This is a genomic window from Massilia arenae, from assembly GCF_008014745.1.
Taxonomy (GTDB): domain Bacteria; phylum Pseudomonadota; class Gammaproteobacteria; order Burkholderiales; family Burkholderiaceae_D; genus Telluria; species Telluria arenae.
The window spans coordinates 21648-45839 of sequence record NZ_VPFD01000008.1; the positions used below are offsets into that span (position 1 = coordinate 21648).

The 24192-nt window shown below is 65.3% G+C and carries 21 protein-coding genes and 1 pseudogene; 7 read left to right on the plus strand and 15 right to left on the minus strand.

What is annotated here, in order from left to right; all coding sequences use genetic code 11:
• The first annotated feature begins 4 nt into the window (after positions 1-4).
• Positions 5-481, plus strand: coding sequence for a hypothetical protein (locus FVD38_RS09065; RefSeq protein WP_147934522.1), 477 nt, complete (start codon positions 5-7; stop codon positions 479-481).
• Positions 482-565: 84 nt separating this feature from the next.
• On the opposite strand, the gene FVD38_RS09070 is transcribed toward FVD38_RS09065, so the two are convergent.
• Entirely contained in the window at positions 566-1966 is a 1401-nt protein-coding gene (locus tag FVD38_RS09070) for an aminotransferase-like domain-containing protein (protein ID WP_187271525.1), read from the minus strand.
• A gap of 134 nt (positions 1967-2100) precedes the next feature.
• Here FVD38_RS09070 and FVD38_RS09075 point away from each other — a divergent pair, with 134 nt between their 5' ends.
• Positions 2101-2337 (plus strand): hypothetical protein, encoded by a 237-nt coding sequence (locus tag FVD38_RS09075; RefSeq protein WP_147934523.1) that lies wholly within the window; start codon positions 2101-2103, stop codon positions 2335-2337.
• A gap of 62 nt (positions 2338-2399) precedes the next feature.
• Here FVD38_RS09075 and FVD38_RS09080 read toward each other — a convergent pair whose 3' ends face one another.
• From FVD38_RS09080 to FVD38_RS09095, 4 genes are all read right to left on the minus strand, one after another.
• Positions 2400-2786, minus strand: coding sequence for a cupin domain-containing protein (locus FVD38_RS09080; protein WP_005670194.1), 387 nt, complete (start codon positions 2784-2786; stop codon positions 2400-2402).
• Positions 2787-2924: 138 nt separating this feature from the next.
• A complete protein-coding gene (locus FVD38_RS09085; protein ID WP_147934644.1) occupies positions 2925-3314 on the minus strand; it encodes a hypothetical protein in 390 nt (129 codons plus the stop codon).
• Between the two features lie 53 nt (positions 3315-3367).
• Positions 3368-4186, minus strand: coding sequence for a Mut7-C RNAse domain-containing protein (locus FVD38_RS09090; RefSeq protein WP_147934524.1), 819 nt, complete (start codon positions 4184-4186; stop codon positions 3368-3370).
• 23 nt (positions 4187-4209) lie between these two features.
• Positions 4210-4965, minus strand: coding sequence for a DUF72 domain-containing protein (locus FVD38_RS09095; RefSeq protein ID WP_147934525.1), 756 nt, complete (start codon positions 4963-4965; stop codon positions 4210-4212).
• Positions 4966-5097: 132 nt separating this feature from the next.
• On the opposite strand from FVD38_RS09095, the gene trxC reads away from it, so the two are divergent.
• Both trxC and FVD38_RS09105 read left to right on the plus strand, forming a co-directional pair.
• On the plus strand, positions 5098-5535 hold the full coding sequence (gene trxC / locus FVD38_RS09100; RefSeq protein WP_123072280.1) for a thioredoxin TrxC: 438 nt from the start codon (positions 5098-5100) through the stop codon (positions 5533-5535).
• 100 nt (positions 5536-5635) lie between these two features.
• On the plus strand, positions 5636-5998 hold the full coding sequence (locus FVD38_RS09105; protein WP_123072281.1) for a DUF4870 family protein: 363 nt from the start codon (positions 5636-5638) through the stop codon (positions 5996-5998).
• A gap of 33 nt (positions 5999-6031) precedes the next feature.
• On the opposite strand, the gene FVD38_RS09110 is transcribed toward FVD38_RS09105, so the two are convergent.
• The 7 genes and pseudogenes from FVD38_RS09110 to FVD38_RS09145 form a co-directional block, all read right to left on the minus strand.
• On the minus strand, positions 6032-7195 hold the full coding sequence (locus FVD38_RS09110; protein WP_147934526.1) for a cystathionine beta-lyase: 1164 nt from the start codon (positions 7193-7195) through the stop codon (positions 6032-6034).
• 32 nt (positions 7196-7227) lie between these two features.
• Positions 7228-8676 (minus strand): 30S ribosomal protein S12 methylthiotransferase RimO, encoded by a 1449-nt coding sequence (rimO, locus tag FVD38_RS09115; RefSeq protein ID WP_229493540.1) that lies wholly within the window; start codon positions 8674-8676, stop codon positions 7228-7230.
• Positions 8677-8683: 7 nt separating this feature from the next.
• Positions 8684-13945, minus strand: a complete 5262-nt coding sequence (locus FVD38_RS09120) for a RecQ family ATP-dependent DNA helicase (RefSeq protein WP_147934527.1) — start codon at positions 13943-13945, stop codon at positions 8684-8686.
• 127 nt (positions 13946-14072) lie between these two features.
• The gene (phaR, locus tag FVD38_RS09125) at positions 14073-14636 is read right to left on the minus strand and encodes a polyhydroxyalkanoate synthesis repressor PhaR (protein WP_147934646.1); all 564 of its coding nucleotides are present in this window, start codon (positions 14634-14636) and stop codon (positions 14073-14075) included.
• 205 nt (positions 14637-14841) lie between these two features.
• On the minus strand, positions 14842-16596 hold the full coding sequence (phaC, locus tag FVD38_RS09130; protein WP_147934528.1) for a class I poly(R)-hydroxyalkanoic acid synthase: 1755 nt from the start codon (positions 16594-16596) through the stop codon (positions 14842-14844).
• A 331-nt stretch (positions 16597-16927) separates the two neighbouring features.
• Positions 16928-17713 (minus strand): annotated as a pseudogene (pgeF, locus tag FVD38_RS09140) (peptidoglycan editing factor PgeF); the annotation flags it as partial.
• Positions 17710-18804, minus strand: coding sequence for an RluA family pseudouridine synthase (locus tag FVD38_RS09145; RefSeq protein ID WP_147934530.1), 1095 nt, complete (start codon positions 18802-18804; stop codon positions 17710-17712). The gene FVD38_RS09145 and the pseudogene pgeF, both read right to left, overlap by 4 nt.
• Positions 18805-18868: 64 nt before the next feature.
• On the opposite strand from FVD38_RS09145, the gene FVD38_RS09150 reads away from it, so the two are divergent.
• Positions 18869-19771 carry an outer membrane protein assembly factor BamD gene (locus tag FVD38_RS09150; protein WP_147934531.1) on the plus strand — a complete coding sequence of 301 codons (903 nt, stop codon included), beginning with the start codon at positions 18869-18871 and terminating at the stop codon, positions 19769-19771.
• 45 nt (positions 19772-19816) lie between these two features.
• Here FVD38_RS09150 and yaaA read toward each other — a convergent pair whose 3' ends face one another.
• Positions 19817-20587, minus strand: coding sequence for a peroxide stress protein YaaA (yaaA, locus tag FVD38_RS09155; RefSeq protein ID WP_147934532.1), 771 nt, complete (start codon positions 20585-20587; stop codon positions 19817-19819).
• Between the two features lie 36 nt (positions 20588-20623).
• On the opposite strand from yaaA, the gene FVD38_RS09160 reads away from it, so the two are divergent.
• Positions 20624-21079, plus strand: coding sequence for a putative toxin-antitoxin system toxin component, PIN family (locus FVD38_RS09160; protein ID WP_147934533.1), 456 nt, complete (start codon positions 20624-20626; stop codon positions 21077-21079).
• 32 nt (positions 21080-21111) lie between these two features.
• Positions 21112-22269: a pyridoxal phosphate-dependent aminotransferase gene (locus FVD38_RS09165; RefSeq protein WP_147934534.1), complete on the plus strand. Its 1158-nt coding sequence runs from the start codon at positions 21112-21114 to the stop codon at positions 22267-22269.
• 3 nt (positions 22270-22272) lie between these two features.
• Here the strand turns inward: FVD38_RS09165 and FVD38_RS09170 are convergent, their stop codons facing one another.
• Positions 22273-22743: a hypothetical protein gene (locus tag FVD38_RS09170; protein ID WP_147934535.1), complete on the minus strand. Its 471-nt coding sequence runs from the start codon at positions 22741-22743 to the stop codon at positions 22273-22275.
• 108 nt (positions 22744-22851) lie between these two features.
• A complete protein-coding gene (paeA, locus tag FVD38_RS09175; RefSeq protein WP_147934536.1) occupies positions 22852-24183 on the minus strand; it encodes a polyamine export protein PaeA in 1332 nt (443 codons plus the stop codon).
• Positions 24184-24192: the final 9 nt, after the last annotated feature.

The following is a 24192-nucleotide window of genomic DNA, read 5'->3' on the forward strand; positions in this document are numbered from 1 at the left end:
CGTCATGAAAAATATTGCCATCGTTCTCGGGTCGCTCGGTCTGCTGGCCGGCTGCGCCGCGCCCGGCCCGACTTATACCTACGCGCAACCATCCGACCCCAGCCAATGGCGGGTCGTGTCGGTCACGCCGGTGCCGGTTGGCACTGGCGCCCAGGTCGCGGCATCCGGCCAGGGCGGGGTCGTGACCTCGACCCCGATCGCGACTGCGGCGCCGAGTTCGGGCTGGACGACGACGTCGGTGACGCCGGTCTATCGTACCCAGCAGCCGGCGCAGCAACAAGTGTTTGTGCAGCAGCAACCGGTATGGGTGCAGCAACAGCCAGTCTACGTGCCGCAGCCGGTGGTCGTCCAACAGCCGCGCTACTGGTATCCGCCAATTTCCATCGGCCTGGGCTTCGACTTCGGCCGCAGCAGCTGGCATGGTCACCGCCATCGTGGCTGGGGTGGCAGTATCGGGACGCGCTGGCCTTACGGCTGGTAAGAAGCGAAGTATCAGGCAAAGCCGGCCGATGCCGGCTTTGTCTTTTGTTGACTACGCCTGATGAGCCTCGGTGTTTCCTGACCGTTAAACCACCGCGGCGCTGAACGACTCTGGCCGCCGCGCGAGCAGATGCGACAGCCGTTGAAGACCTGCCTGCAAACGTCCACGGTCCTTGATGCTGCCCAGCGAGATACGGATGGCATTCGCGGCGTCGCTGCCGGTCGCAAATGCCTCTACGGGCGTGACAGCGATGCCCTCGCTGTCGGCCACACGCGCAAGCTGCGATGAGTTCCAGTACGCCGGCAACTCGAGCCACACATGCAGGCCATCTCCGGCGCCGCCATAGCGCCCCGCCAGGATATCCCGCGCCATCTGATGGCGCAGGCGCGCCTCCTTGCGGACGCCTTCCATCAATCCGCCAGCCGAACCGTCGAGGATCCACTGCGTGGCCAGCGCGGCGCCCAAGGGAGCGACCATCAGCGCGAACGACCTCAGCGCGGCCAGGAAACGCTCGCGTTCCTGCGGGTCGCGCACGAGCACGAAGGCGACGCGCAAGCCGGGCGTCAGGCATTTCGATAGCGTCGAGATATAGACCACTTGCTCCGGGGCGAACGCCGCGATAGGTGGTGGCGGAGCATCGGCAAGAAGCCAGTAGGGATCGTCCTCGACGATGCGTACATTGCAGCGCAGCGCGATGCTGGCGAGTTCCTTGCGCCGGCTTTCCGGCATGGTGATGGCGGTCGGGTTCTGTAGCGTGGGATTGAGATAGACCAGCCTGGGCTTGTGTCGATGGCACGCTTCTTCGAAGATCCCGGGCATCATCCCGTGCTGGTCCGCGTCGACTGCCACGATGTGCCGGCCGAACTGGGTCGCTGCCGTGCGCAAACCTGGATACGTCATTGGCTCGGCCAGAATAACATCGCCAGGCTCGGTCAGCGCGAGGATCGATGCGGCGATCGCCGCCTGCGCACCCGGACAGACAAGCAGCTGCCCCGGATCCAGGTGTCCAAACATCGGTTCGAGCCATGCGGCGCCGGCCTTGCGGTCGGCGTCGCTTCCTCCGCCCAGGTGGTAAGTCATCAGCAATTCACTGTCCGCCCGCATCAGGACTTGAGACACACCCTGCTTCATCATGTCGTCGAAGTCCACGCCAGCCGGCGGCGGTGGCGTGTTCATGCTCAGGTCGAGGATCGGGTTCAGTTCGACTTTCGGCGCCGCGACGTAGGTGCCCCGGGCGCCACGGCCCTCCAGCAGGTTGCGGCGCCTGGCCTCGTCGTAGGCGCGCGTGATCGTCGTCAGGTCGACGTCCAGCTGCGCCGCCAGCTGGCGCTGCGGCGGCAGACGGTCGCCGGGCTTGAGCGATCCATCCACCAGCGCCGCCTGCAAGGCATCGGCAATCTGCAAAAACCGGGGGCCGCGGTGCACGGCCAGGCGCGGCAACCAGATTGGCACAGATTCATCTTGTATGGATTTCAACTGGGACATTTTGTCTCGATGTATGGAGATTGCTTTCAAGTAGTATGCCTCAACGCGTCGGCACCTACGCCATACATCTACAACGACCCGAGGCAGCGTTCCTCGAGATAGTCTTAAGTCATAGCCGGGAAATACTCAAAATCATGGAATGGATCCCTATCGTCTTCGTCATATTCAAGGCACTCGTGCTTGGCACGGGCATGTTCTACGCCATCAAGTGGCATTACGACCAGGGGAAGAAAGGGAAGATCCAGGAAAGGCGCGCGGTGCTGCGCGCGGCCGGCAAGGTGGCCGCCATCTTCGTGCTGGCGCTGCTGGCCCTGGGCCTGCTCACCTACGTCATTGTCACCAGGCTCAGCCTGGACCTGGGATTGACGTAACAACGCCGGCGAACGCCGGGAGCGACGCACTGCCGTCCCGGTTGGCCGCCATACGCTGAAAATCAGTGCCCGTGCTGGCGCTCGTACTCGTCCGCTTCGGCCTTGGTGGCATGGATGATGCCATCCGGATGTTCCGGCGGGGTGTACAGGGTGTATAGGCGCATTGGCTCGGTCTTCGAGGTATTGATGACATTGTGCTCGGTGCCGGCCGGGATCACCACGGCAACGCCGTCTTCCAGCTTGTGTTCTTCGCCGTCCAGCAGCGCCACGCCCTCGCCCGCTTCGACGCGGATGAACTGGTCGTGGCCATCGTGGTGCTCGAGGCCGATCTCTTCACCCGGCTGTAGCGTCATGATGACCAGCTGGCTGCGCTTGGTGGTGTAGAGCACTTCACGGAAGTTGTTTCCTGCAAGCGTTTTTTCTTCGATATTGATGCTATAGCCCGACATGGGATTCTCCAGGATGCTGCGCGCGGGAACGAGGCCGCGCGCGGTGGTTCACGGGCGGCCGATGCCGCTCTGACATCGATTGTATAAGAGCCGGACGATTCGCGTACAGGGTGCTCCCGGCACGGCACCAGCGCCGCGTCAGCCCGCGCCGAACAGGTCGTGCGCATCGAGGATCGCCCACGCGATCTCGGGCCGCTCGGCCAGGCGCCGCCGCACCGCCGCCGGCACCGACTGGCGCAGCTTCTTGCACAGACCAGGACGCTCCTCGAGCACGATCACGATGCCGCGCACCGTGCGCACCTCGTTGGGCCCGGGCGCGATGCGCAGCTCGCTGCCGACGTTCTTGCGGATCAGGTCCTGCACGTGCCGCAGGTCGGCATAGCTGTCGACGCGACCGATGCGCTCGATCAGCTTCAGCTCCTGCTGGCGCGTGATCAGGAGGGGACGCTGGTCGGCCGCCGGGTCGACCAGCAGCTGTTCGCGCGAGCACACGCAGGCGCCCGGCGGGCACTCGACCCGCAGGGGCATGCCGGCAACAGGCGCCGGAGAATGGGATGGTGTTGCGGTAGAGGTAGTCACGCTCACGGGTGGAAGTCGGGATCCTCGGGCGATTCTACATCGGCAAAGTCGTCCAGGGAGCCTTTCTCGCGCTGGCCCACCGCCGCCAGCAGCGCCGCCATGCGCTTGTAGTGCGAACCCTTCCAGTAGACCCGCAGGCAGTTGTCGCAGGCGGTAAAGCTGTCGTGCAGCGCGCGCACCGACTCCGGCAAGCGATCGAGCACATCGGCCTTCTCCACCGCGCGCAGCGGCACATTGCAGTGCAGGCACAGCGAAAACGGACGTGCGCCGCCGGCCAGGTCGAGCCGCTCGAACAGCTCGCGCAGCTGCTGCGGCGGATCGAGGGCGTGGATGTAGCAGCCATGCACGATCGAGCGCCGCTTGAGCAGCTCGCGATCGCGCGTCAGGACGATGCGGTCGTCGTTTTCGGCCAGGTCCCCGACCTCGTCATCATGGTAATGGTTGTCGTACAGCGTATCGTAGCCGGCAATGCGCAGCAGGCGCGCCAGGCCGCCCAGGTGCGAGTCGGCGACGAAGCGCATGCGCTCGCGCGGACGCTCACGCAGCCTCTCCGGCCCGGGGCCGCCATGCGGGCCGACTTCGAGCAGTTCGAAGCGCGCATACACGGCGACGTGGTCGCCTTCTTGCAGCACCCGCTCGAAACCGCTTTCGTCCCCATTGACCAGCACCATCTCGACCTCGGTATGCGGCACGCCGAGCGCCTCGATCATGTGCTTGGCGGTCGACCGGTGCGCGCAGTCGGCGGCGAAGGTACGGCCGCGCCGCTCGCGCGGCAGGAAGTCGCCGAGTTCCTGATAAAAACGAAATGTCGCGGTCACCATGATGCCAGCAGTATCGCAAAATCCTAGATTGCCTGCATGACCTGTCCGTGCATCAATTCCAACGCATTCGGAACGGATGCCCCTTCCGCCGTGTTATCGAAGATACACCAGACCTTGCGCCCCTGCGCGACCTGCGCATCGAATTCGGCGCGCCAGCGCGCGAGTTCTTCTTGCGAGTAACGCGAGTAATAGATGCGCGGCGCACCGTGCAGGCGCACATAGGCCTCGCTGTCGCTGGTCGGCTCGTGCGGTCCCGGCTGGCCGGCAGCCGGATCGGCGATCACGCGGATCACGCCGCATTCGCGCAGCAAGGCCGTGGCCGGCTCGGAAAACCAGCTGGCATGGCGCGCCTCGAAGGCGATGCTGCAGCAGAAGCGGGCGCGCAAGCCGTCGAAAAAGGCGTGCGCCGGCGCGTCGGTGAAGCCGAAGCGCGGCGGCAGCTGCACCAGCAGGCAGCCCAGCTTATGGCCCAGCATGCCGGCCTCGCGCTGGAAGCGGTCGAGCTGCTCGTCGACCTCGATCAGGCGTGCCTCGTGCGTGATGGCGCGTGGCACCTTGACGGTGAAGCGAAAGTCATCCGGCACGCTGGCGGCCCAGCGCGCGTAGGTTTCCGGCTTGTGCGGCTTATAGAACGAGGAATTGATTTCCACCGTGGGAAAGACGGCGGCATAGCGTTCCAGGTGGCTACCCTCAGACGGGAAGGCGTCGGCGCAAGTTGTGGGCAGGCTCCAGCCGGCGCAGCCGACGAGCAGGCGCCCGGTAGATTCGGATTGAGGCATCGGACTATCGTGGTCGTGTCGTTTCCATCATTCTATGCACCTCAGGCCAGGCGCGGCGCATGGCTGGGCCGGCGACGGGATTGCACGGCGCCGCTTACAATACCGTCATCGTTTTACATGAAGGAGAACACCATGAGCGACCCGCTCCACGTCGTCTGCCCGCATTGCGATGCGGTCAACCGCATGCCGCAGGCGCGCCTGCAGGACGCCCCTACCTGCGGCAAATGCTCGCAAGCCATCTTCACCGGACATCCGCTGGACGTCGACAGCGCCCGCTTCGAGCGCCACGTGGGCCGCAACGATATCCCGGTGCTGGTCGACTTCTGGGCCGAATGGTGCGGCCCGTGCAAGATGATGGCGCCGGCGTATGCTCAGGCCGCCCAGCGCCTGGAGCCGAAGGTGCGCCTGCTGAAGGTCGATACCGAGCGTTCGCAGGATTTGTCCGGACGCTTCGCGATCCGCAGCATCCCAACGCTCGCGCTGTTCAAGGGCGGACGCGAGATCGCGCGCCAGTCGGGCGCCATGGATGCGGGGCGGCTGATGGCGTGGGTTCAGCAACATGTAGGTTGAATCCTTCATCATTCCGGCTGGCATCACTCGATACAAGCACGACCGACGCTGCTACAATGACAACAAACGGGGGCTATCCCGTTCTTCATGAGGAGCCACTATGTCGCAAGAACTGGTTTTGGAACGCGGTGTCGAGGACAACAAGCACTGGGCGCGCATCCTGTACGTCATCCACGCGCTGACCTTCTTCTTTTCGCTCGGGATGCTGTCGATCGTCCCGGTGATCGTCAATTACGTCAAACGCCCGGAAACCGTGGGCACGATGGTCCACAGCCATCACACCTGGATGATCCGTTCGTTCTGGTGGTATGTAGCCTGGATGGCTGTCGGCGGCGTGCTGTTCATCACCGTCATCGGCATTCCGGTCGCCTACCTGCTGTGGTTCGTGGTCTGGGTCTGGAAAGCCTACCGCCTGGTGCGCGGCTTCCTTGACCTGAACAATAACCGGGCGATGCCGGTATAAAAACGAATGGGGCCGACAAGGCCCCATTTTCATTTACAGCTGGCCGAAGGCCTGTTCCAGGTCGGCAATCAGGTCGGATGGATCTTCCAGGCCGACATTGAAACGCACCAGCACGCCGGGCTCGACCCACTTGTCGCGCAGGCTCTTGATCCGATACGGCATCACCAAGCTGTTCGGTCCGCCCCAGCTGTAGCCGATGCCGAACAGGGTCAAGGCATCGACCATGCGGTCGACCTGGGCCTCGTCGTAGCGCGGATCGAACACCACCGAGAACAGGCCACCGGCACCGGTAAAATCGCGCTTCCAGAAGCCGTGGCCGGGACAATCCTCGAACGCCGGATGCAGCACCTTGCCGACTTCGGGCCGCGCCTTGAACCAGGCGGCCAGCGTCCGCGCGCTCGCATCGTGGCGCTCGAAGCGCAGCTTCATCGTCGGCAGGCCGCGCTGCACCAGGTAGGCATCGTCCGGGCTGACGCCCATGCCCAGCCGCATATGGGCCTGGGCGATGCGGTCGTTCAGCGCCTTGTCGCGCGTGATCACGGCGCCCATCAACAGGTCCGCCCCGCCCGACTGGTACTTGGTCAGCGCATGCATGACGATGTCGACGCCGTGATCGAAGCCGCGCAGCGCCAGCCCGGCCGCCCAGGTGTTATCCAGCGCGACGATCACGCCGCGCGCATGGGCCGCCTGGCACAGGGCCGGCAGGTCCGGCACTTCCATCGACACCGATCCCGGCGCCTCGGTCCACAGCAGCCTGGTGTTCGGCTGGATCAGCTCCGCGATGCCGGCGCCGATCATCGGATCGTAGTAGCGCGCCGACACACCGAAGTCCTGGGTCAGCCAGCGTCCCAGTTCGCGGTTCGGGTTGTAGACGTTATCCGGCAGCAGGACGTCGTCGCCGCTCTTGAGCAAGGCGAAATCGACCATCGCGATCGCCGCCAGGCCGGAAGGGGTCAGCAGGCAATGCTTGCCCCCTTCGATCTCGGCCAGCTTGCCTTCGAGAGTAAAGGTGGTCGGCGTGCCGTGCAGGCCATAGGTATAGGCCTGCTTGTCGCGCCACTCGGTCGAGCGCATCGCGGCGGTGTTCGGGAATAGCACCGTCGACGCGCGGTGGATCCCGGGCGGGAAGGCATCGAAACCGCTCGGCGCGACGTAGTCGCTATGGATCAGGGTGGTCTGGATCGATTTCTCGTTCATGGGACTCGCGCGCCGGGGTGGGGGTCAGTGCTTCAGATCGGGTTGGCCCACAGGTCGTGGGCGTCGGCGCGGGTAACAACCACGTCGGCGAACTGGCCGACCGCCAGCTTCTGCTTGCCCGGCACCAGCGGACGCTTGATGTGGACCACGCCGTCGATTTCCGGCGCGTCCGCGGCCGAGCGGCCGATGGCTTCGCGCGGGCCGACTTCGTCGATCAGCACGCGCACGGTCTTGCCGACCTTGGCCTGCAGGCGCTTGGCCGAGATTTCCTCTTGCAGCAGCATCACGCGCGCGCGGCGTTCTTCGCGCACTTCTTCCGGCACCGGATTGGCCAACTCGTTGGCGGTCGCGCCTTCGACCGGCGAATAGGCGAAGCAGCCCAGGCGGTCGATCTGCGCTTCCTTCAGGAAGTCCAGCAGGTATTCGAACTCGGCCTCGGTCTCGCCCGGGAAGCCGGCAATGAAAGTCGAGCGGATCGTCAGGTCCGGGTTCATCTTGCGCCAGTTGAGGATGCGCTCGAGATTCTTCTCGCCGCTGGCCGGACGCTTCATGCGCTTCAACACATCCGGGTGCGCGTGCTGCATCGGGATGTCGAGGTAAGGCAGCACGTGTCCGTCGCCCATGAACGGGATCGCGTGGTCGACGTGCGGGTAAGGATAGACGTAGTGCAGGCGCACCCACGCATCGTACTGGCGCGCCAGCTGGCCCAGCGCTTCGACCAATTGCGTCATGTGGGTCTTGATCGGACGGCCGTTCCAGAAGCCGGTGCGGAACTTGACGTCGACGCCGTAGGCGGACGTGTCCTGCGAAATCACCAGCAGTTCCTTGACGCCGGCCTTGAACAGGTTCTCGGCCTCGATCAGCACTTCGTCGATGCGGCGCGACACCAGGTCGCCGCGCATCGACGGGATGATGCAGAAGCTGCAGCGGTGGTTGCAGCCTTCGGAAATCTTCAGGTAGGCGTAGTGCTTGGGCGTGAGCTTGACGCCGTGGTCCGGCACCAGGTCGATGAACGGGTCGTGCGGCTTCGGCAGGTGCAGGTGCACCGATTCCATCACCTCGGTCACGGCGTGTGGGCCGGTCACGGCCAGCACCTTCGGGTGCACCTTGGTGATGATGTCGTCGCCCGCGGCATCCTTCTTGGCGCCCAGGCAGCCGGTGACGATCACCTTGCCGTTCTCGGCCAGCGCCTCGCCGATCGCGTCGAGCGACTCCTGCACCGCGGCGTCGATGAAGCCGCAGGTGTTGACGATCACCAGGTCGGCGCCGTCATAGGACGAGGCGGTCTGATAGCCTTCGGCGCGCAGCTGGGTCAGGATCTGCTCCGAATCGACCAGCGCCTTCGGGCAGCCGAGCGAGACGAAGCCGACCTTCGGCGCAGTCAGGCCCGCGGCCGGCGTCGGAATGACGATGGCTGGGGCCTTGGCGGCGGCGGCGATGCTGCCGGAGTTGGCGGAAGGATTACGACGAAGTTCAGGCATGGGCGGACTACGAATGATTTGGGCAATCCGCGATTGTACCTGAAGCAGCCTTGCGTGGCATCCCTGTCGCACCAGTGTTGCCGGCGCGCGATACGTCGGCCAGGGCCGCGAATACCAGTTCCGGCAGGATTACTTCCCATTCGTCGCAGCGCAACGCCGCCTCGAAGGCCGGATCGACATCCTTGCGCCGCCGCTGGATCACGGCGTGCACTCCAGCCGCCACGCAATGCATCCCGTATGGCGGCGAGAAGGACTGGGCCAGCCGGCCTACGCTGCGGCCTTGCATATCGCACAACTCCCAGCGGTCGCCTGCTTGCTTCAGCCGCAGCTGCGCGCCCGCCGACAGCGCCGCGATATGCGTGTGGACGGGATCGCCCGTGCGGCAGCGGCCGGCGAAATCGAGGAACACGTCGCGCGGCGTCAGGCGCAGGTATCGCCGGCCGAGCTCGGGCGACATCACCGGCGCCGGCAGCGTACGGCGCACCATGCCGTCCGCGCCGCCCAGCTGCGCGAGACAGGAATTGCCGACTTCCATATCCGCCAGCATCAGGGTCTGGCGTGCGCGGGTCATGGCCACGTAGAACAGCCGGCGCACCGCATCGGCGTCCTCAGTGGCGCCGCTACGCTGCCAGCCGCCATCGAGCACCGCCACATGATCGAACTCCAGCCCCTTGGCCCGGTGCGCGGTCAGCAGCAGCAGGCCGGCCTGGCGGCGGCGGAGCTCGCGGCCCCAGTCGGCCAGCCATTCGATGAAGTGATCGCGCGGCAGTTCCGCCCCGGCGGTCTCGAGTCGGTACTGCTCGACCGCCTCGCCCAGCACGTCCCACCAGGCGCCCGCGCCCTGCGCCCTGGCCAGTGCGCCGATGGCCGCCGCCGTGGTCAGCTCGCCCTCCTGCGCGCGCAGCACGGCCAGCAATTGCCGCGTCTCGCGCAGCTGCCAGCAATAGGCGCCCTCCTCGTCCGCCATCTGTACAGGGATGCCGTGCAGTTCGCACCAGGCGCGCACCGGCTCGAGCGATTTCCAGTCGCGTCCGATCACCGCGGCCCTGGCCCAGTTCCATCCCGGCGCCAGTGCAGCCAGGCGTCGCAGCTCTTCCATGATGGCGGCGGCCTGCACGATGTGCCCCTCACCGGTGCGCAACACCTGCACCCGTCCCTGGCCGACCGGATCGATGTCCTGCCAGGCGCCGCCCGCCGGCGCGCGCAGCCGCGCCTTGTCGACCCGGATCGGATGCTCGGCCTTCATGCGCGCGCCGGCCGGCGCGATGACCAGGTTGGCGGCATCGACGATGTGGCGGCTCGAGCGGTAGTTCTCGACCAGATAGCTGGCGCGGGCCAGGTAGTCGGTCTCGAAGGCACGGATGAATTCGACGCTGGCGCCGTCGAAGGCATAGATGTTCTGGTCGTCGTCGCCGACGGCGAACAGGGTCGGACGGCCGTCGTCCTCCGGGCGCCCGCGCCCGGCGATGGCCGAGATCAGCGCGTACTGGTCGGGGCCGATGTCCTGGTATTCGTCGACCAGCACCCAACGGAAACCACCCAGCAAGCGGTCGCGCTGCTCGTCCGCTTCTTCCGGCGCGCTGCCGTCGCCCTGCAACAGCCCCACCGCGTCGCGCATGACCTCCTTGAACACGATGTCGTCTTTCACTGCCTGCTTGCGGAAACTGGTGCCGGTCAGGCGCATTGCGAAGGCATGACAGGTCATCACCATCACGCCGCGCGCGTCGTTCCCGATCAGCTCCTCCAGGCGGCGCCGGATCTCGACCGCGGCGTGGCGGTTGTAGGCCAGCGCCAGGATGCCGTGCGGGTTCTCGCGCCGCACTCGCACCAGATAGGCAATACGGTGCACCAGCACCCGGGTCTTGCCAGAACCGGGGCCGGCCAGCACCAGCACATTGGTCTGCTCGCGGTCATCCGCCACGATCTTCTGCTGGACCGGATTGTTCAGGCTTTCGACGATGGCGTTCCACGAGGCCGGTGTGGTCTGGCGCTCCAGCTCCTTCTGGGTCACTGGCAGCCAGATGCGCAGGAACTCGTCGCGCTCCAGCCTGAAGTAATCGAACACCAGGCGCAGCGCGTCGGCCACCGCCTCCAGGCCGCGCCGCACGTACTCGGCCATCACGTGGATCTGCACCACCTGCTCGTCGTAGTGCAGCTTGAGCGGCATGAAGTCGGCCTTCACGAAACCGCGCCGCTCGCTCGACAGCCGGATCGTCATCGCCGGCCGGAACACCGCCAGACCCTTGTTCAGGCGGATCGCTTCCTGCTCGTGCAGCCACAACAGGGCGCGATCGAGCAGCTTGCCGGAGTCGCGCGTCTGCGACATCAGCACCACGTCTTCCTTCAGGGCCGCGTGCAGCTTGCCCAGGCTGGTCTCGGCCAGCAGGTCGGTGCCGCGCACGCCCGCCGGCAGCGCCGCCAGCAGGTGGCGCAGCGCCAGCACCGCGGCCTGGCGCCGGCGTCCCGCCAGTTCTTCCAGCCCGTTCCAGTCACGCTGGAGCGTCACCTGGATCGTCTCGGCGTCGAGCCGGCGCAGCCGGATGCTGCCGGTGCCGCCATCCTCGCTGCGCCCGTCGCCGGCCAGGCTCCCCAGCAGGCGCACGATCTTCTCGGGCAAGGCGCCTGGATGGCCGGCGTCCTTGAGCGCCTGGGTCGCCTGGCGCAGGTGCAGCACCGACGAATCGTCGCGCCCCATATCGGGCGCCGCCTCGCGCAAGGCCTTGACCAACGCCACTTCGAGCGCGATGGCGTCATCCAGCCGCTTCTGCGAGCTGTTGACGACGGCGGCGTGGACGAAGGCGGTCAGCAGGGTGTCGTTGCTGGCGATCCCCAGGCGCTCGAGGTCATACAACGCCGCGCGCAGCTTGTCCGAACTCAGGCCCGAGATGCCCATCAGCTCATCGGTGGAGATCCCTTGGTCGGCGTCCGCCCCGAGCATCGCCTGCACCAGCGCCAGCAGCTGCTTGCGATACTGGTCGAACAGATCCAGGCCGGCGAGCCTGGCGCGCGCGGCCTCGATCGAACCGACCATCAGCGAGGACGGGAACACCTGCACATGGTTTTCCTCGCGCGTGAGCAGGCCGGCCTCTTCCAGCCACGACACCGCGGTGCGCACCCGGGTGTCGTCGGTGGCCGAGTCGCGCTCGAACGCACCGTCGCTGTCCTCGGCCAAAATCTCGGCCGAGGTGGCAATCACTTCGCCGTCGTCCCCACTTTTCCCTTTCTTCTTGCGCTCGAGCGTGCGCAATGCGCGCAGCACCGACTGGATTTCCCGCTGGGTCAGGCGCGAGCGCGCCGACATGCCGAACTGGCGCTCGACGTCTGGCGGGCAGTACAGCAGCACGCAGCGCGCCTGGAGCCGGTCGCGGCCGGCCCGCCCGGCCTCCTGCAGGTAGTTCTCGAGCGAGCCGGGCATGTCGGCATGGATCACCAGCCGCACGTCGGGCTTGTCGATGCCCATCCCGAACGCATTGGTTGCGGCGATCACCTGCAGCTGGCCGGCGATGAAGCGCTGCTGGGTTGCCTTCTTGGTCTCGGACGGCAGCCCGGCGTGGAAGAAACCGGCCTTCACGCCCTTCTGTTCCAGGTACTCGGCGACCTGCTCGGTCTGTTTTCGGGAGGCGCAATAGACGATGGCGCCTCCCGGCGCGCCATCCGGCAACTCCTGGCGCAGCACCTGGTGGACACGCGCGAACTTCTCGGCCGGCGTGATGGGCAAGAAGTCGAATGCGAGATTGTCGCGCTTGGCGCCGCCGTTGAGCACCAGGAGCTCCACGCCGACCCGGTCGCGGAAATAACCGACCATGTCCTGCACCACCTCCGGCTTGGCGGTCGCGGTCAGGCAGAGGATAGGCGGCACTTCACCGTCCTGCGCCGATTCACGGATGAAGCGCCCGACATAGCGGTAGTCAGGCCGGAAATCCTGGCCCCACTTGGAGATGCAGTGGGCCTCGTCGAGCACCCACATGCCGATCTCGCGCTGGGCCAGCACCGAACGCACCGCCTTGCTGCGCAGCTGCTCGGGCGCGATGATCAGGATGCCAACGTCGCCAAGGCGTACACGATCGAGGATCTCGGCGCGTTCCGGCAGCGACAGCAGGTCGTTGATTGCGGCGCTGGTCCCGATGCCGCGCGCTTCCAGCCCCGCGACCTGGTCGGCCATCAAGGCCACCAGTGGCGAGATGACGACTGTCAGGGCGCCGGTCTTGTCGTAGCGAGACAGCGCCGGGATCTGGTAGCACAGCGACTTGCCGGTGCCAGTCGGCAGGATGCCCAGCACGTGGCGGCCCGCCATCGCGCTCTCGACGATGGTCTGCTGCAGCGGGCGGCCATGCTCGTCCTCCGGCTGCGGGCGGAAGGCGTCAAAGCCGAACCAGCGCTTGAGCTCCTTGCAGGCGTCGTGGCGCTCGTCGCACCAGGCGCAGGCCGGATCGCCGCAACGGGTGTCGCGCAACCGGCGCACGATCCGGCCGGCCTGCGGATACTGGCGCCGGACCCACGGCGGCATCACCGAATTGCTGCCCGAGACCGACAGCCAGGCCAGCGCATACGCCAGCGGCCAGCCCAGCGCGCGTGCGTCCCTGATGCAGGCCCGGGCCTCGGTCGCGCAACCCTGTCCCTGCAGGTAGCGCGCGATCGCCGCCGCAGCCCCCTCGTCGCCCGGGCGCGGCTGGCGCCGGATGGTCGTGAAGAAGGCGTTCAGGCCAGACACCGTCGTGTCGAGCGTGGTCAGCCAGTGCCAGGCGGCCAGCAGGTCGGGCGCGCTGCGCGCCATGTCTTGCAGCGCCAGCAACTGGTCGCGGAAGACGTCCAGCGTCAGGCGCGCATCGAGTTCCGGGTCGTTCAGCTGTCCGCGCTGCAGCTTGCCGTCCTGGTAGTGTTTGACCAGGTGGTGATAAGGATTGCGCGGGAAGGCCAGCGGGTTCAGGCACAGCGTATCGACCACCGGCAGTTGTAGCAGCTGCAGGCCGGGACTGACGGCGCGCAGGTGGGCGCGGTCGAAACCGATGAAATTGTGGCCCAGCACGAAGGCCGCTTCACGCGCGAATTGGTCGAGCTCGCCAAGGGCGGGCAGCAGCTCGCCGCGCTGGAACACATAGGCGGCATCGGTATCGCCGCGCACGCCGGCAAAGGCGTGGATTTTCTGGTCCCTGATGCCGACTTCGAGGTCGATCGAGACGCAGCGCGGCGCGACAGCATGGGGAACAACGGCCCGTGCCGCACCGCCGCTGCCGGCCGCATGGAGGGTGTCGATATCGTGAGAAGGCATGGGTCATCCCGAGACGGCCCGGCATGGGCCTGCCATCGAAGAGTTCGTGTGCCCCTATTCTACTTATTGTCGCTCAGAAATAGTATCGATTTTGCCGTTGCAGCAACGGCAAGGACAGCAAATCTGCTTATTTTTTGTCCGTGGGCGGGGTCATGCCCGGGAAGGGAAACGCCCCGAACATCGCCTTGCTCTGGTTCTGCATCTGCTCCTGCATCTGCATGAACAGGTTCTTGCTCTGGTCGATGTAGTTGTTCATCATGCCCTGCATCATCGGGCCCTGGACGTTCATGAACTGGGTCCACATTTCGGGGCTGAACGGCTTGCCTTCGATGGCTCCGGCAGCGTTGCTGGTGAATTTATTCTGGATGTCGGTGAAAGCCTGGACGTTCTTTTCCAGATAGGATCCCATCATGCCCTGCATCGCGTGGCCGTAATAACGGATGATCTGGGCCAGGACGACGCTCGAGAACATCGGCGCGCCGTTCGCTTCTTCCTCGAGGATGATTTGCAACAGAATGCTGCGGGTCAGGTCCTCGTTGCTTTTGGCATCGACCACGGTAAACTCATCGGCGTCGAGCACGAGCTGTTTGACGTCGGAAAGAGTGATGTAAGAACTGGTCTGCGTGTCGTACAGGCGACGGTTCGGGTATTTCTTGATCAGGCGTTCCGTACTTTTCTTCACACTGCTCATCTCTCGTTCCATAGGTTGCGCCGCGGCTTCGTAAGCCTCGTACTTAGAATTGTGTGCGCCGGCATGGCCGGTTCGTCTCCTGCCCATCCGCTGCCAGGGCGGCAGTAGATGGACAGCAGACACCATACCATGCAATTGACGCAGGTGCAGCAATTACCAGTTTGCCTACTACCCTAGCTTTTCTGTCAATTAAACGCACTGCCGTTCAGTCGCCCCGCGCCTTGACGTAGCGTCCAGGCGCCGGCTCGATCGCCACGTACTGCGCATTACCGGGCACCTCTGGCGCCGGCACGTCGGCGCCGCCGTGTTGTGCCAGGAACCTTGCCCATTCAGGCCACCAGCTCCCCTTGTGCTCAACCGCGCCATCGAACCAGGCGCCATCGTCCTTCGGGCGCGACTTGCCGCCCGCTTTGCCACCCTTGTCATTGACCCAATAGCTGCGCTTGTTCTTCGCCGCCGGATTGATGACGCCGGCGATGTGGCCCGACGCGCCCAGCACGAACCGGTTCGCCTTCGCGTTCTTGGGGTTAAGCAGGCTCATCGAGGCATAGGCCGCCTGCCATGGCACGATATGGTCTTCCTTCGAGCCGTACATGAACACCGGCGCCTCGATCTTGCCGAGGTCGACCGGCACGCCGCACACCGTCAGCGCGCCCGGGTTCTTCAGCTTGTTTTCCAAATAGGTATTGCGCAGATACCAGCAGAACATCGGCCCCGGCAAATTGGTGCTGTCGGCATTCCAGTACAGCAGGTCGAATGCCGGCGGCTCCTTGCCCTTCAAATAGTTTTGTTGGACATAGTTCCATACCAAATCGTTTGGACGCAGGGCCGAGAACGTCGTCGCCAGGTCGCGCCCCGCCATCAGGCCGCCGCCGCCCAGGGTCTGCTCGCGCAGCGCCACCTGGGCCTCGTCGACGAACACTTCGAGCACGCCGGCATCGGAAAAGTCGAGCAAGGTGGTCAGCAGCGTCAGGCTGGCCGCCGGCTGACGGCCACGCACGGCCAGTACCGCCAGCGCAGTGGCGGCGATCGTGCCGCCGACGCAGAAGCCGAACACGTGAGCTTTCTCTTGCCCGGTGATTTCGCCCACCACCTCCAGCGCGCGGATCGCGCCAGTTTCGACGTAGTCGTCCCAGCGCAGGTTGGCCTGGCTGCGGTCAGGATTACGCCAGGACACCATGAACACGGTATTGCCCTGCTCCACCGCGTAGCGCACCAGCGAATTCTCGGGCTGCAGGTCGAGGATGTAGAACTTGTTGATGCAGGGTGGGATCATCAGCAGCGGCACGCTGTGCACGGTCGGCGTGGTCGGCGTGTACTGGATCAGCTGGAACAGCTCGTTCTCGAACACCACCTGGCCTGGCGTATTGCCGACGTTGCGGCCGACCTCGAAGGCGGATTCGTCCGATTGCGAGATGCGGCCCTTCTGCAGGTCGGCCAGCATGTTTGCCATGCCCTTGGTGAGACTCTCGCCCTTGGTGTCGATCATCTTCTTCTGCGCTTCCGGATTCGTCGCGAAGAAATTGGCGGGCGACATGGCGTCGACCATTTGCTGCACCGCGAAGCGGATCTTCTGGCGCTCGCGTGGACCGGCCTCGACCGCATCGGCCATGGCCAGCAGGAATTCGGAATTCAACAGGTAAGAGGCGGCCGAGAAGGCCGACAGCGGGTGCGCCGTCCATTCCGTGGCCGAGAAGCGCCTGTCATGCAACACGGGCGTCTTGCCCGATACGAAATCTTGCCAGAGCTGGGCGCCCTTCTTGAGGTAGTCGTCGCGGATCGACTCCAGCTTGCCCGGGTCGATACCGGCGCCGATATCTTTCAGGAAGCCGGCCAGCGGGTTGGCGGATGCGGGCGGCGGGGTCATTGGCGCCATCTTCATCCAGCCATCCCAGGCCTTGGGATCGGTAAACTGGGACAACCAGGTTGCGGCAAAAGCTTGCGGGTCAGGCATGTTCATGTAGGCATCCGTTGTTAGAATCTCGTCTCTTCAACCAGAAAACAAACATCATGTGGATCGTCGCCATTGCTTGGATATACGTTGTCGTGCTCATGGCGGCGACCGAACCGACCGTGGTCGGCGGGATCATGACCTTCGTTTTTTACTGCGCAGTGCCATTATCCATTCTTTTCTATCTCACTGGCGCAAAGCGGCGTCGGCAGCGCCGCCAGATGGCAACGCAGCACCGAGACCAACCCGGAAACAAGGATGCGGCTGGGGACGCCGCCGAAGCGTCCCATGGGGACGGCGACGGCGACTGAGCAGTATCGGCCAGGATGCCGATTTGGTACTTGATCCAGATCAAGCTGGCCTGACGGCCGGTGACGCCATCGCGGCGGTAGGAATAGAAGCGCTCGGGTGCGCTGGCGGTGCACAGGCCGCCGCCATGGACGCGTTCGACGCCGTCGCGCGCCAGCATCAGGCGCGCCAGGGTGAACATATCGGCCAGGTATTTGCCCGGACGGCCAGGATAATCACGGAAGCAGGTACGCGTCGCCTCCCCCGGGATAGCGGCCACGAAGGCATCCACCACATCCGGCCCCACCTCGAAGGCATCGGGACCGATGGCCGGCCCCATCCAGGCGGTGATCTCGCCGGAGCCGGCCGCGCGCATCGCCTTCACGGTTGTGCCCAGAACGCCGCCGGCCAGGCCGCGCCAGCCGGCGTGGGCCGCGCCCACCACCTTACCATCGAGATCGGCGAACAGCACCGGCAGGCAATCGGCGGTAAGAATCGCGCACACGACGCCCGGCGCCGTCGCCATGCTGGCGTCGCCGGTACACACCGGCCGATCCGGCCCCACCTGCACGGCATCGACCACGTCGGCGCCATGCACCTGGGCGATCCAGGCCGGGCGGCCCGGCAGCCAGGCTTGCAGGCGCTCGCGGTTGCGGCGCACGGCTTCCGGGTCATCGTTGACGTGCAGGCCGAGGTTCAGCCCACCGCCACCCTTGCCGTTGTCATACGGCGCGGCGCTGACGCCGCCATCGCGGCTGGTGGCCAGCGCGCCGATCGAGGCCGGCAAGTCGGGCCAGTCCGGCCAGACCAGGTCGGCGGCGGTCAGGCCTTGCGTCATACGCGGTAGGTGACGACGCCGTCGTCGTCATCCTCGTCGTCGATTTCGCTGCCGAAATTACCATCCTGCGGCTCCTCGATACCCGCCTGGGCGATCAGCGCGGCGAAATCGTCGGCCAGCGGCACCGTCCATTCGCATTGCTCTCCCGAGCCCGGGTGCACCAGGCCGAGGCGGCGCGCCTGCAGCGCCTGGCGGTGGAAGACCGGCGTCAGATGGCGCTTGCCATAGACGGCGTCACCCACCAGGGCGAAGCCCAGCGATTGCATGTGGACACGGATCTGGTGGGTGCGGCCGGTTTCCAGGCGGCAGCGCACCAGCGACACCGGACGGCGATCGAGCTCGCCGCTGACGACGCGCTCGTAATGGGTGATCGCCGGCTTGGCGAACGGGCTGTTCGAGACTGCCATCTTGACGCGGTCCTTGGCATCGCGGCCCATCGGGCTGTCGATGGTGCCCGAGGCGCGCGGCGTGCCCCACACCAGCGCGAAATACTCGCGCTTGACGGTGCGCGCCTGCAGTTGGCGCACCAGGTCGGTCTGGGCGGCCAGGGTCTTGCCGACCACCATCAGGCCGCTGGTATCCTTGTCCAGGCGGTGCACGATGCCGGCGCGCGGCACGCCCACCAGTTGCGGGCAGTGGTGCAGCAGGCCGTTGAGCAGCGTGCCGCTCCAGTTGCCCGAGCCGGGATGCACGACCAGGCCGGCCGGCTTGTTGACGACGATGATGTCGTCGTCCTCGTGGACGATGTTCAGGTCCATCGACTCCGGCGTGAACGCCGTGTCTTCAGGCGCGGCCTGCGGTTCGACGACGATCGTCTCGTCGCCATAGGCCGTGTCCTTGCCGCGCGCCGGTTTGCCGTCAACCGTGATGTGGCCGCTTTCGAACCATTGCTGCAGGCGGCTGCGCGAGAACTGGGGCACGAGGCCGGCCACCACCTTGTCGAGGCGCTGGCCGCAGTGTTCCTCTTGCAGCGCGAGCGTCATCGGCGACAGGTCGATGCCGGGCGCGGGGGCGAACCCGGCCTCCAGTTCATCGTCAAAGTCAGGGTCAATAGGTAAATCCGCCGAATCCGGCGCAGGAGTTAATATCACGTCAGTCCCATCGGCTATAATCAGCCGTTCGTTGAATCTAGGTAAAACTTCTCTGCAAAAAGCTATGCAAAAAAAATTGTCTGTGTTGGTCGCAACTTGCGCCCTCGTCGGCCTCTCGGCATGCAGTGTTCTGCCGAAGCCTGCCGACGAATCCAAAAACTGGTCGGCGGAGAAATTATACGCTGAGGCGCGCGAGGAGATGGCCGGCGGGCACTACGAAGCCGCAATTCCCCTGTTCCAGCGACTCGAAACCAACTTCCCGTTTGGCGTCTATGCAACGCAGGCGCAGATGGAGATCGCCTACGCCCACTACAAGGCCCAGGATCAGGCCGAGGCCCTGGCCGCCGTCGAGCGCTTCATCAAGCTGCACCCGAACCACGCCCAGGTCGACTATATGTACTACCTGCGCGGCCTGATCAACTTCAATGACCAGCTGGGCTTCTTCAGCTTCGTCTACGAACAAGACCCGACCGAGCGCGATCCGCGCGCGACGCGCGAAGCGTTCGCCGCCTTCAAGGCCCTGGTCGACAAGTTCCCGAACAGCAAATATGCGCAAGACTCGATCGAGCGCATGAGCTACCTGATCAACGCGATGGCGCAGTACGAAGTGCACGTGGCAAATTACTACTATCGCCGCGGCGCCTATCTGGCGGCGCTTAATCGCGCCCAGGACGCGGTCGCCAACTACAGCGACGCACCGGCGCGCGAAGAAGCGCTGTTCATCATGATCCGCAGCTACGACAAGCTCGGCATGCCGCTGCTGCGCGACGATACCCAGCGCGTGTTCCTGCTCAACTATCCGGACAGCTACTTCCTCAACCCGAATGCGCGCGTCAATGCCCCCTGGTGGAAGTTCTGGGCCAAGAATGACGTGCGTCCGAGCCCGAACCTGAGCGCCGATGCGCCTTGGTGGAAATTCTGGGCCAAGAGTGGGCCACGTCCTTCGCCCAAGGACGCGGTCGAGTAAGACCTCTGCAAGCCGGCGCCCTCGGGCGCCGCTTGTTCATCCGGCTCAGGCTTCCACGCGACGGCGAAATACCCAGCTGTGTTCGCCGGAGGCGTTCGCATCGTGGGCATAACCTGCGACATCGAACTCCTTGAGCTGTTCAGGGTCGGTGATGCCCTTGTCGGTCGCATAACGCGCCATCATGCCGCGGGCGCGCTTGGCGAAGAACGAGATGATCTTGTACTGGCCGTTCTTCCAGTCCTGGAACACCGGCTCGATCACCGGCGCATCGAGCAGCTTCGGCTTGACCGACCTGAAGTATTCGGTCGAGGCCAGGTTGACCAGCGCCGTGGACTTGCTCTCGGCCAGCTGGCGGTTCAGCGCCTGGGTGATGGTCTCGCCCCAGAACGCATACAAATCCTTGCCGCGCGGGTTCGCCAGCCTGGTGCCCATCTCGAGGCGGTAGGGATGCATCCGGTCCAGCGGGCGCAGCAGGCCATACAGGCCCGACAAGATGCGCACGTGGCGTTGGGCGTATTTGAGCCCTTTCGTATCCAGGCTCGGGGCATCGAAGCCGGTGTACACGTCGCCGTTGAAGGACATGATGGCCGGACGCGCCTCGGCGTGATCCGGCTGCCAGTGGGCGTAGCGGCCGACGTTCAGCACCGACAGTGCATCCGACAGGTCCATCAGCTCGCTGATCCGGGCTGGCGAGTAATCGCGCAGCACCTCGATCAGTTCCGCAGCCTGCGGGATGAAGTCGGGAGTGGTATGTTGCTTAGTGGTCAGGGGCGATTCGAGATCGAGCGACTTGGCGGGGGACAGGACAATCAGCATGAACGAACAAAAATTTTCCGCAAATAAACAAGCTACATGATAACCGTTCCAGCCAAACCTATCGTCATCGACACCAATGTCTTGCTCGACCTGTTCGTGTTCCACGACCCGCGCTGGACCGAGCTGCTGGCCGCCATCGAGGCGAAACAGGTCGATGCGATCACTCGCGCCGAATGCCGCGACGAATACCTCGCGGTGCTGCGCTACCCGCACCTGCCGCTGGACGAAGCCGGCCGCGAGCAGGCCGCGGCCCGCTTCGACGCCCTGCTGCGCCTGGTCGCGCCGGAGTCGAAAGCGATCCGCCTGCCGGTCTGCACCGACCGCGACGACCAGAAATTCATGGAACTGGCGCGCGACGCCGGCGCCTCGGTCCTGATCAGCAAGGACAAGGCCCTGCTCAAGCTGGGCCGCAAGACGGCGCAGGCCGGCCTGTTCCGCATCATGCTGCCCGAGGCATGGCTCGAGGCCAGGGCCGAAGGCACGCTAGAATAAGCCCAACATCATCTTCACGATCCGCCTACGCCATGAGCCTTCCTTCGCTGGTCTCCCGTCTGCCCCAAGTGGGCACCACCGTGTTCACCCAGATGTCGCAGCTGGCGCTCGAGCATGACGCCGTCAACCTCGGCCAGGGCTTCCCCGATTTCGCCTGCGACCCGAAGCTGGTCGACCTGGTGGCCGAGGCGATGCGCGCCGGCCATAACCAGTACGCGCCCATGACCGGCATGCCGGTGCTGCGCCAGGCGATCGCCGCCAAGATCGAGGCCACCTATGGCCACCGCTATGACGCCAATACCGAGATCACCGTCACGGTCGGCGCCAGCCAGGCGATCCACACGGCGATCCTCGCCGTCGTGCATCCGGGCGACGAAGTGATCGTCATCGAACCGGCCTACGACTGCTATGCGCCGGCGATCGCGCTGGCCGGCGGCGTGGTGGTGCCGGTGGCGATGCGCTTCGACGAGGCCGGGTTCAGCGTGCCATGGGACGCGGTAGGCGCCGCGGTCACGCCGCGCACGCGCATGATTGTGGTGAACACGCCGCACAACCCGACCGGGACCATCCTGCGCCAGGCCGACCTCGATGCGCTGGCGGCGATCGTCGACGGCACGCCGATCCTGGTGCTGTCCGACGAAGTCTACGAGCACATGGTGTACGACGGCGAGCCGCATGCGTCGGTATCCCGTCATCCGGTGCTGGCCGAACGCGCCTTCGTGGTGTCGAGCTTCGGCAAGGCCTTCCACGTCACCGGCTGGAAGATCGGCCATGTGGCGGCGCCAGCGGCCCTGATGACCGAGTTCCGCAAGGTCCACCAATACAATGTGTTCTGCGTGACGGCGCCGATGCAGCACGCGATCGCGGCCTATCTGGAAGACCCGGCGCCGTGGCGCGACCTGCCCGCCTTCTACCAGGCCAAGCGCGACCTGTTCCGCGCCGGCCTGGCCGGGTCGCGCTTCACCCTGCTGCCGTCGGATGGGACGTATTTCCAGTGCGTGCGCTATGACGCCGTTTCGGACCAATCGGAGGCGGATTTTGCGCGCTGGCTGACCACCGAGATCAAGGTGGCGGCGATTCCGGTATCGGCCTTCTACGGCCAGCCGAAACAATTGCGGGTGGTGCGTTTCTGCTTCGCGAAAAAGGACGAGACGCTGCAACTGGCCTTGTCGCGCCTCGGCCGTCTCTAAAACTCAGTAGCTGTGCTGCCGCTTGGTCGCCAGCGCCACGATCGCGGCGCCGGCGGCCACGATCAGCGCATCTTCGATCAAGCCGCTCTTGGTCTGGCCGATGCGCGCCATCGCCTGCTTGCGGCCGGCCAGGGTCAGGTAGGCCAGCGGGACGGCGGTGGCCACCGCGGCCGCGGCGCCCGCCTTTTCCCTGCCCTTCGGCGCCAGCGCCGCGCCGGCGATGCCCGCGCTCATCACGCGCGCCAGCAGGCCCAGAAAGACGGTGCGATCGGGCGCGCTCTTCATCTTGTCGCCGAACAGCTCACCAACGCCCATCGCCAGCGCGCCATATTTAAAGGTCGGTCGGTCCAGCAGGAATAGTTCGCCCGAGGTGCCGCGGCCGGCCAGGCGCGCGGTGGCGATGGTGGCCATGGGTGTCATCGAGCGCGCGCTGGCGACGGCGCCGATCAGGATCGAAGAAAGCAGGTTAGACATATAGCGGGCTCCTGTAAGTTGGAAGCGGCTCGCTTCAAGGAGCGAGCCGGATCACCACAGGCTACCAAAGCGCCCGATATATTGACGCACGGCTCAGCCGCCAGTCCGCTAGTCCGTCAGCGAACTCACCGACAGCGGCGAGGTATCGGCGCGTTCCAGGCGCTTGACCAGCAACTGGTCGATCCGGTAGTGGTCGACGTCGACCACCTCGAAACGCATGCCCTCATGCTCTACGCTGTCGGTCGGCTTGGGCACCTTGCGCAGCATATACATCATGAAGCCCGCCGCCGTTTCGTAGCGATCCTCCTCGGGCAGAGACTGCAGGTCGAGCACCCGCTTCATGTCGGCCACCGGCGTGCTGCCGTCGATCAGCCACGAGCCATCGTCGCGCTGCAAGGTCTGCTGGTCGGCTTCGAGCGGGCTGCCCCAGCGGCCCATGACCGTGACCATGATGTCGCTCAGCGTGATCACACCGACCACGAAGGCGTATTCGTTGATCACGATCGCGAAGGTTTCCTTGCTCGATCGGAAGCGGTCGAGCATCTCGGACAAGGTCAGGCTGTCCGGGATCATCAGCACCGTGCGGATGGTCAGTTCGCTCAGCTGGAACTTGGTCTGCTTGCTCAGCAGGCGCACCAGGATGTCGCGCGTATCGACATAGCCGACCACGCGGTCGATCACGCCGTCGCACACCGGGAACTTCGACAGCGAATGATTGGCGATCTTCTGGCGGATGCTTTCCTCGGGCTCGGTCAGGTCGAAGAACACCACGTTCTCGCGGGTGGTCATGGTCGACGTCACCGTGCGCGACTCGAGCTCGAACACGTTCTCGATGAAGTGCTGCTCCTGCTTCTGCAAGACGCCGGCCTGCGCGCCAGCCTCGACGACGGCCGAGATCTCGTCGAAGGTGATGCGGTCTTCGCGCGTCATGTCCACCCCGAACAGGCGGAACAGCATATTGGCGATCTTGTTCAGCACCCAGGAAAATGGACTGAACAGGCGGATCACGAACAGCACCGGGCGGATCACCGCCATCGCCGTGGTCTCGGGCGCGATCATCGCCAGGCGCTTGGGCATCAGGTCCGAGAACAGCACGAACAGGGTCGTGACGAAAACGAAAGAAAGCGCGAAGGCCACGTTGTCGCGGCCCGGACCGCTGTAGAACAGCGACAGCCAGTCCAGGAAGAACGGCCGCAAGGCGCCCTCGCCCAGGATGCCGCCGAGGATGGCGATGGCGTTCAGGCCCAGTTGCGAGACGGCGAAGAAGTCGGCAGACTGGGCCTGCAGCGCCATGACCTTCTGGGCGCGCTCGTCGCCCGCCTGGGCCAGCAGTTTCAGCTTGATCTTGCGTGCGCCTGCCAGCGCAATCTCGGTCAGCGACAGGAAGCCGGCCGCCAGCACCAGCAGCGCCAGGACAGCCAAATGTTCAAACAGATTCATGGGACACCC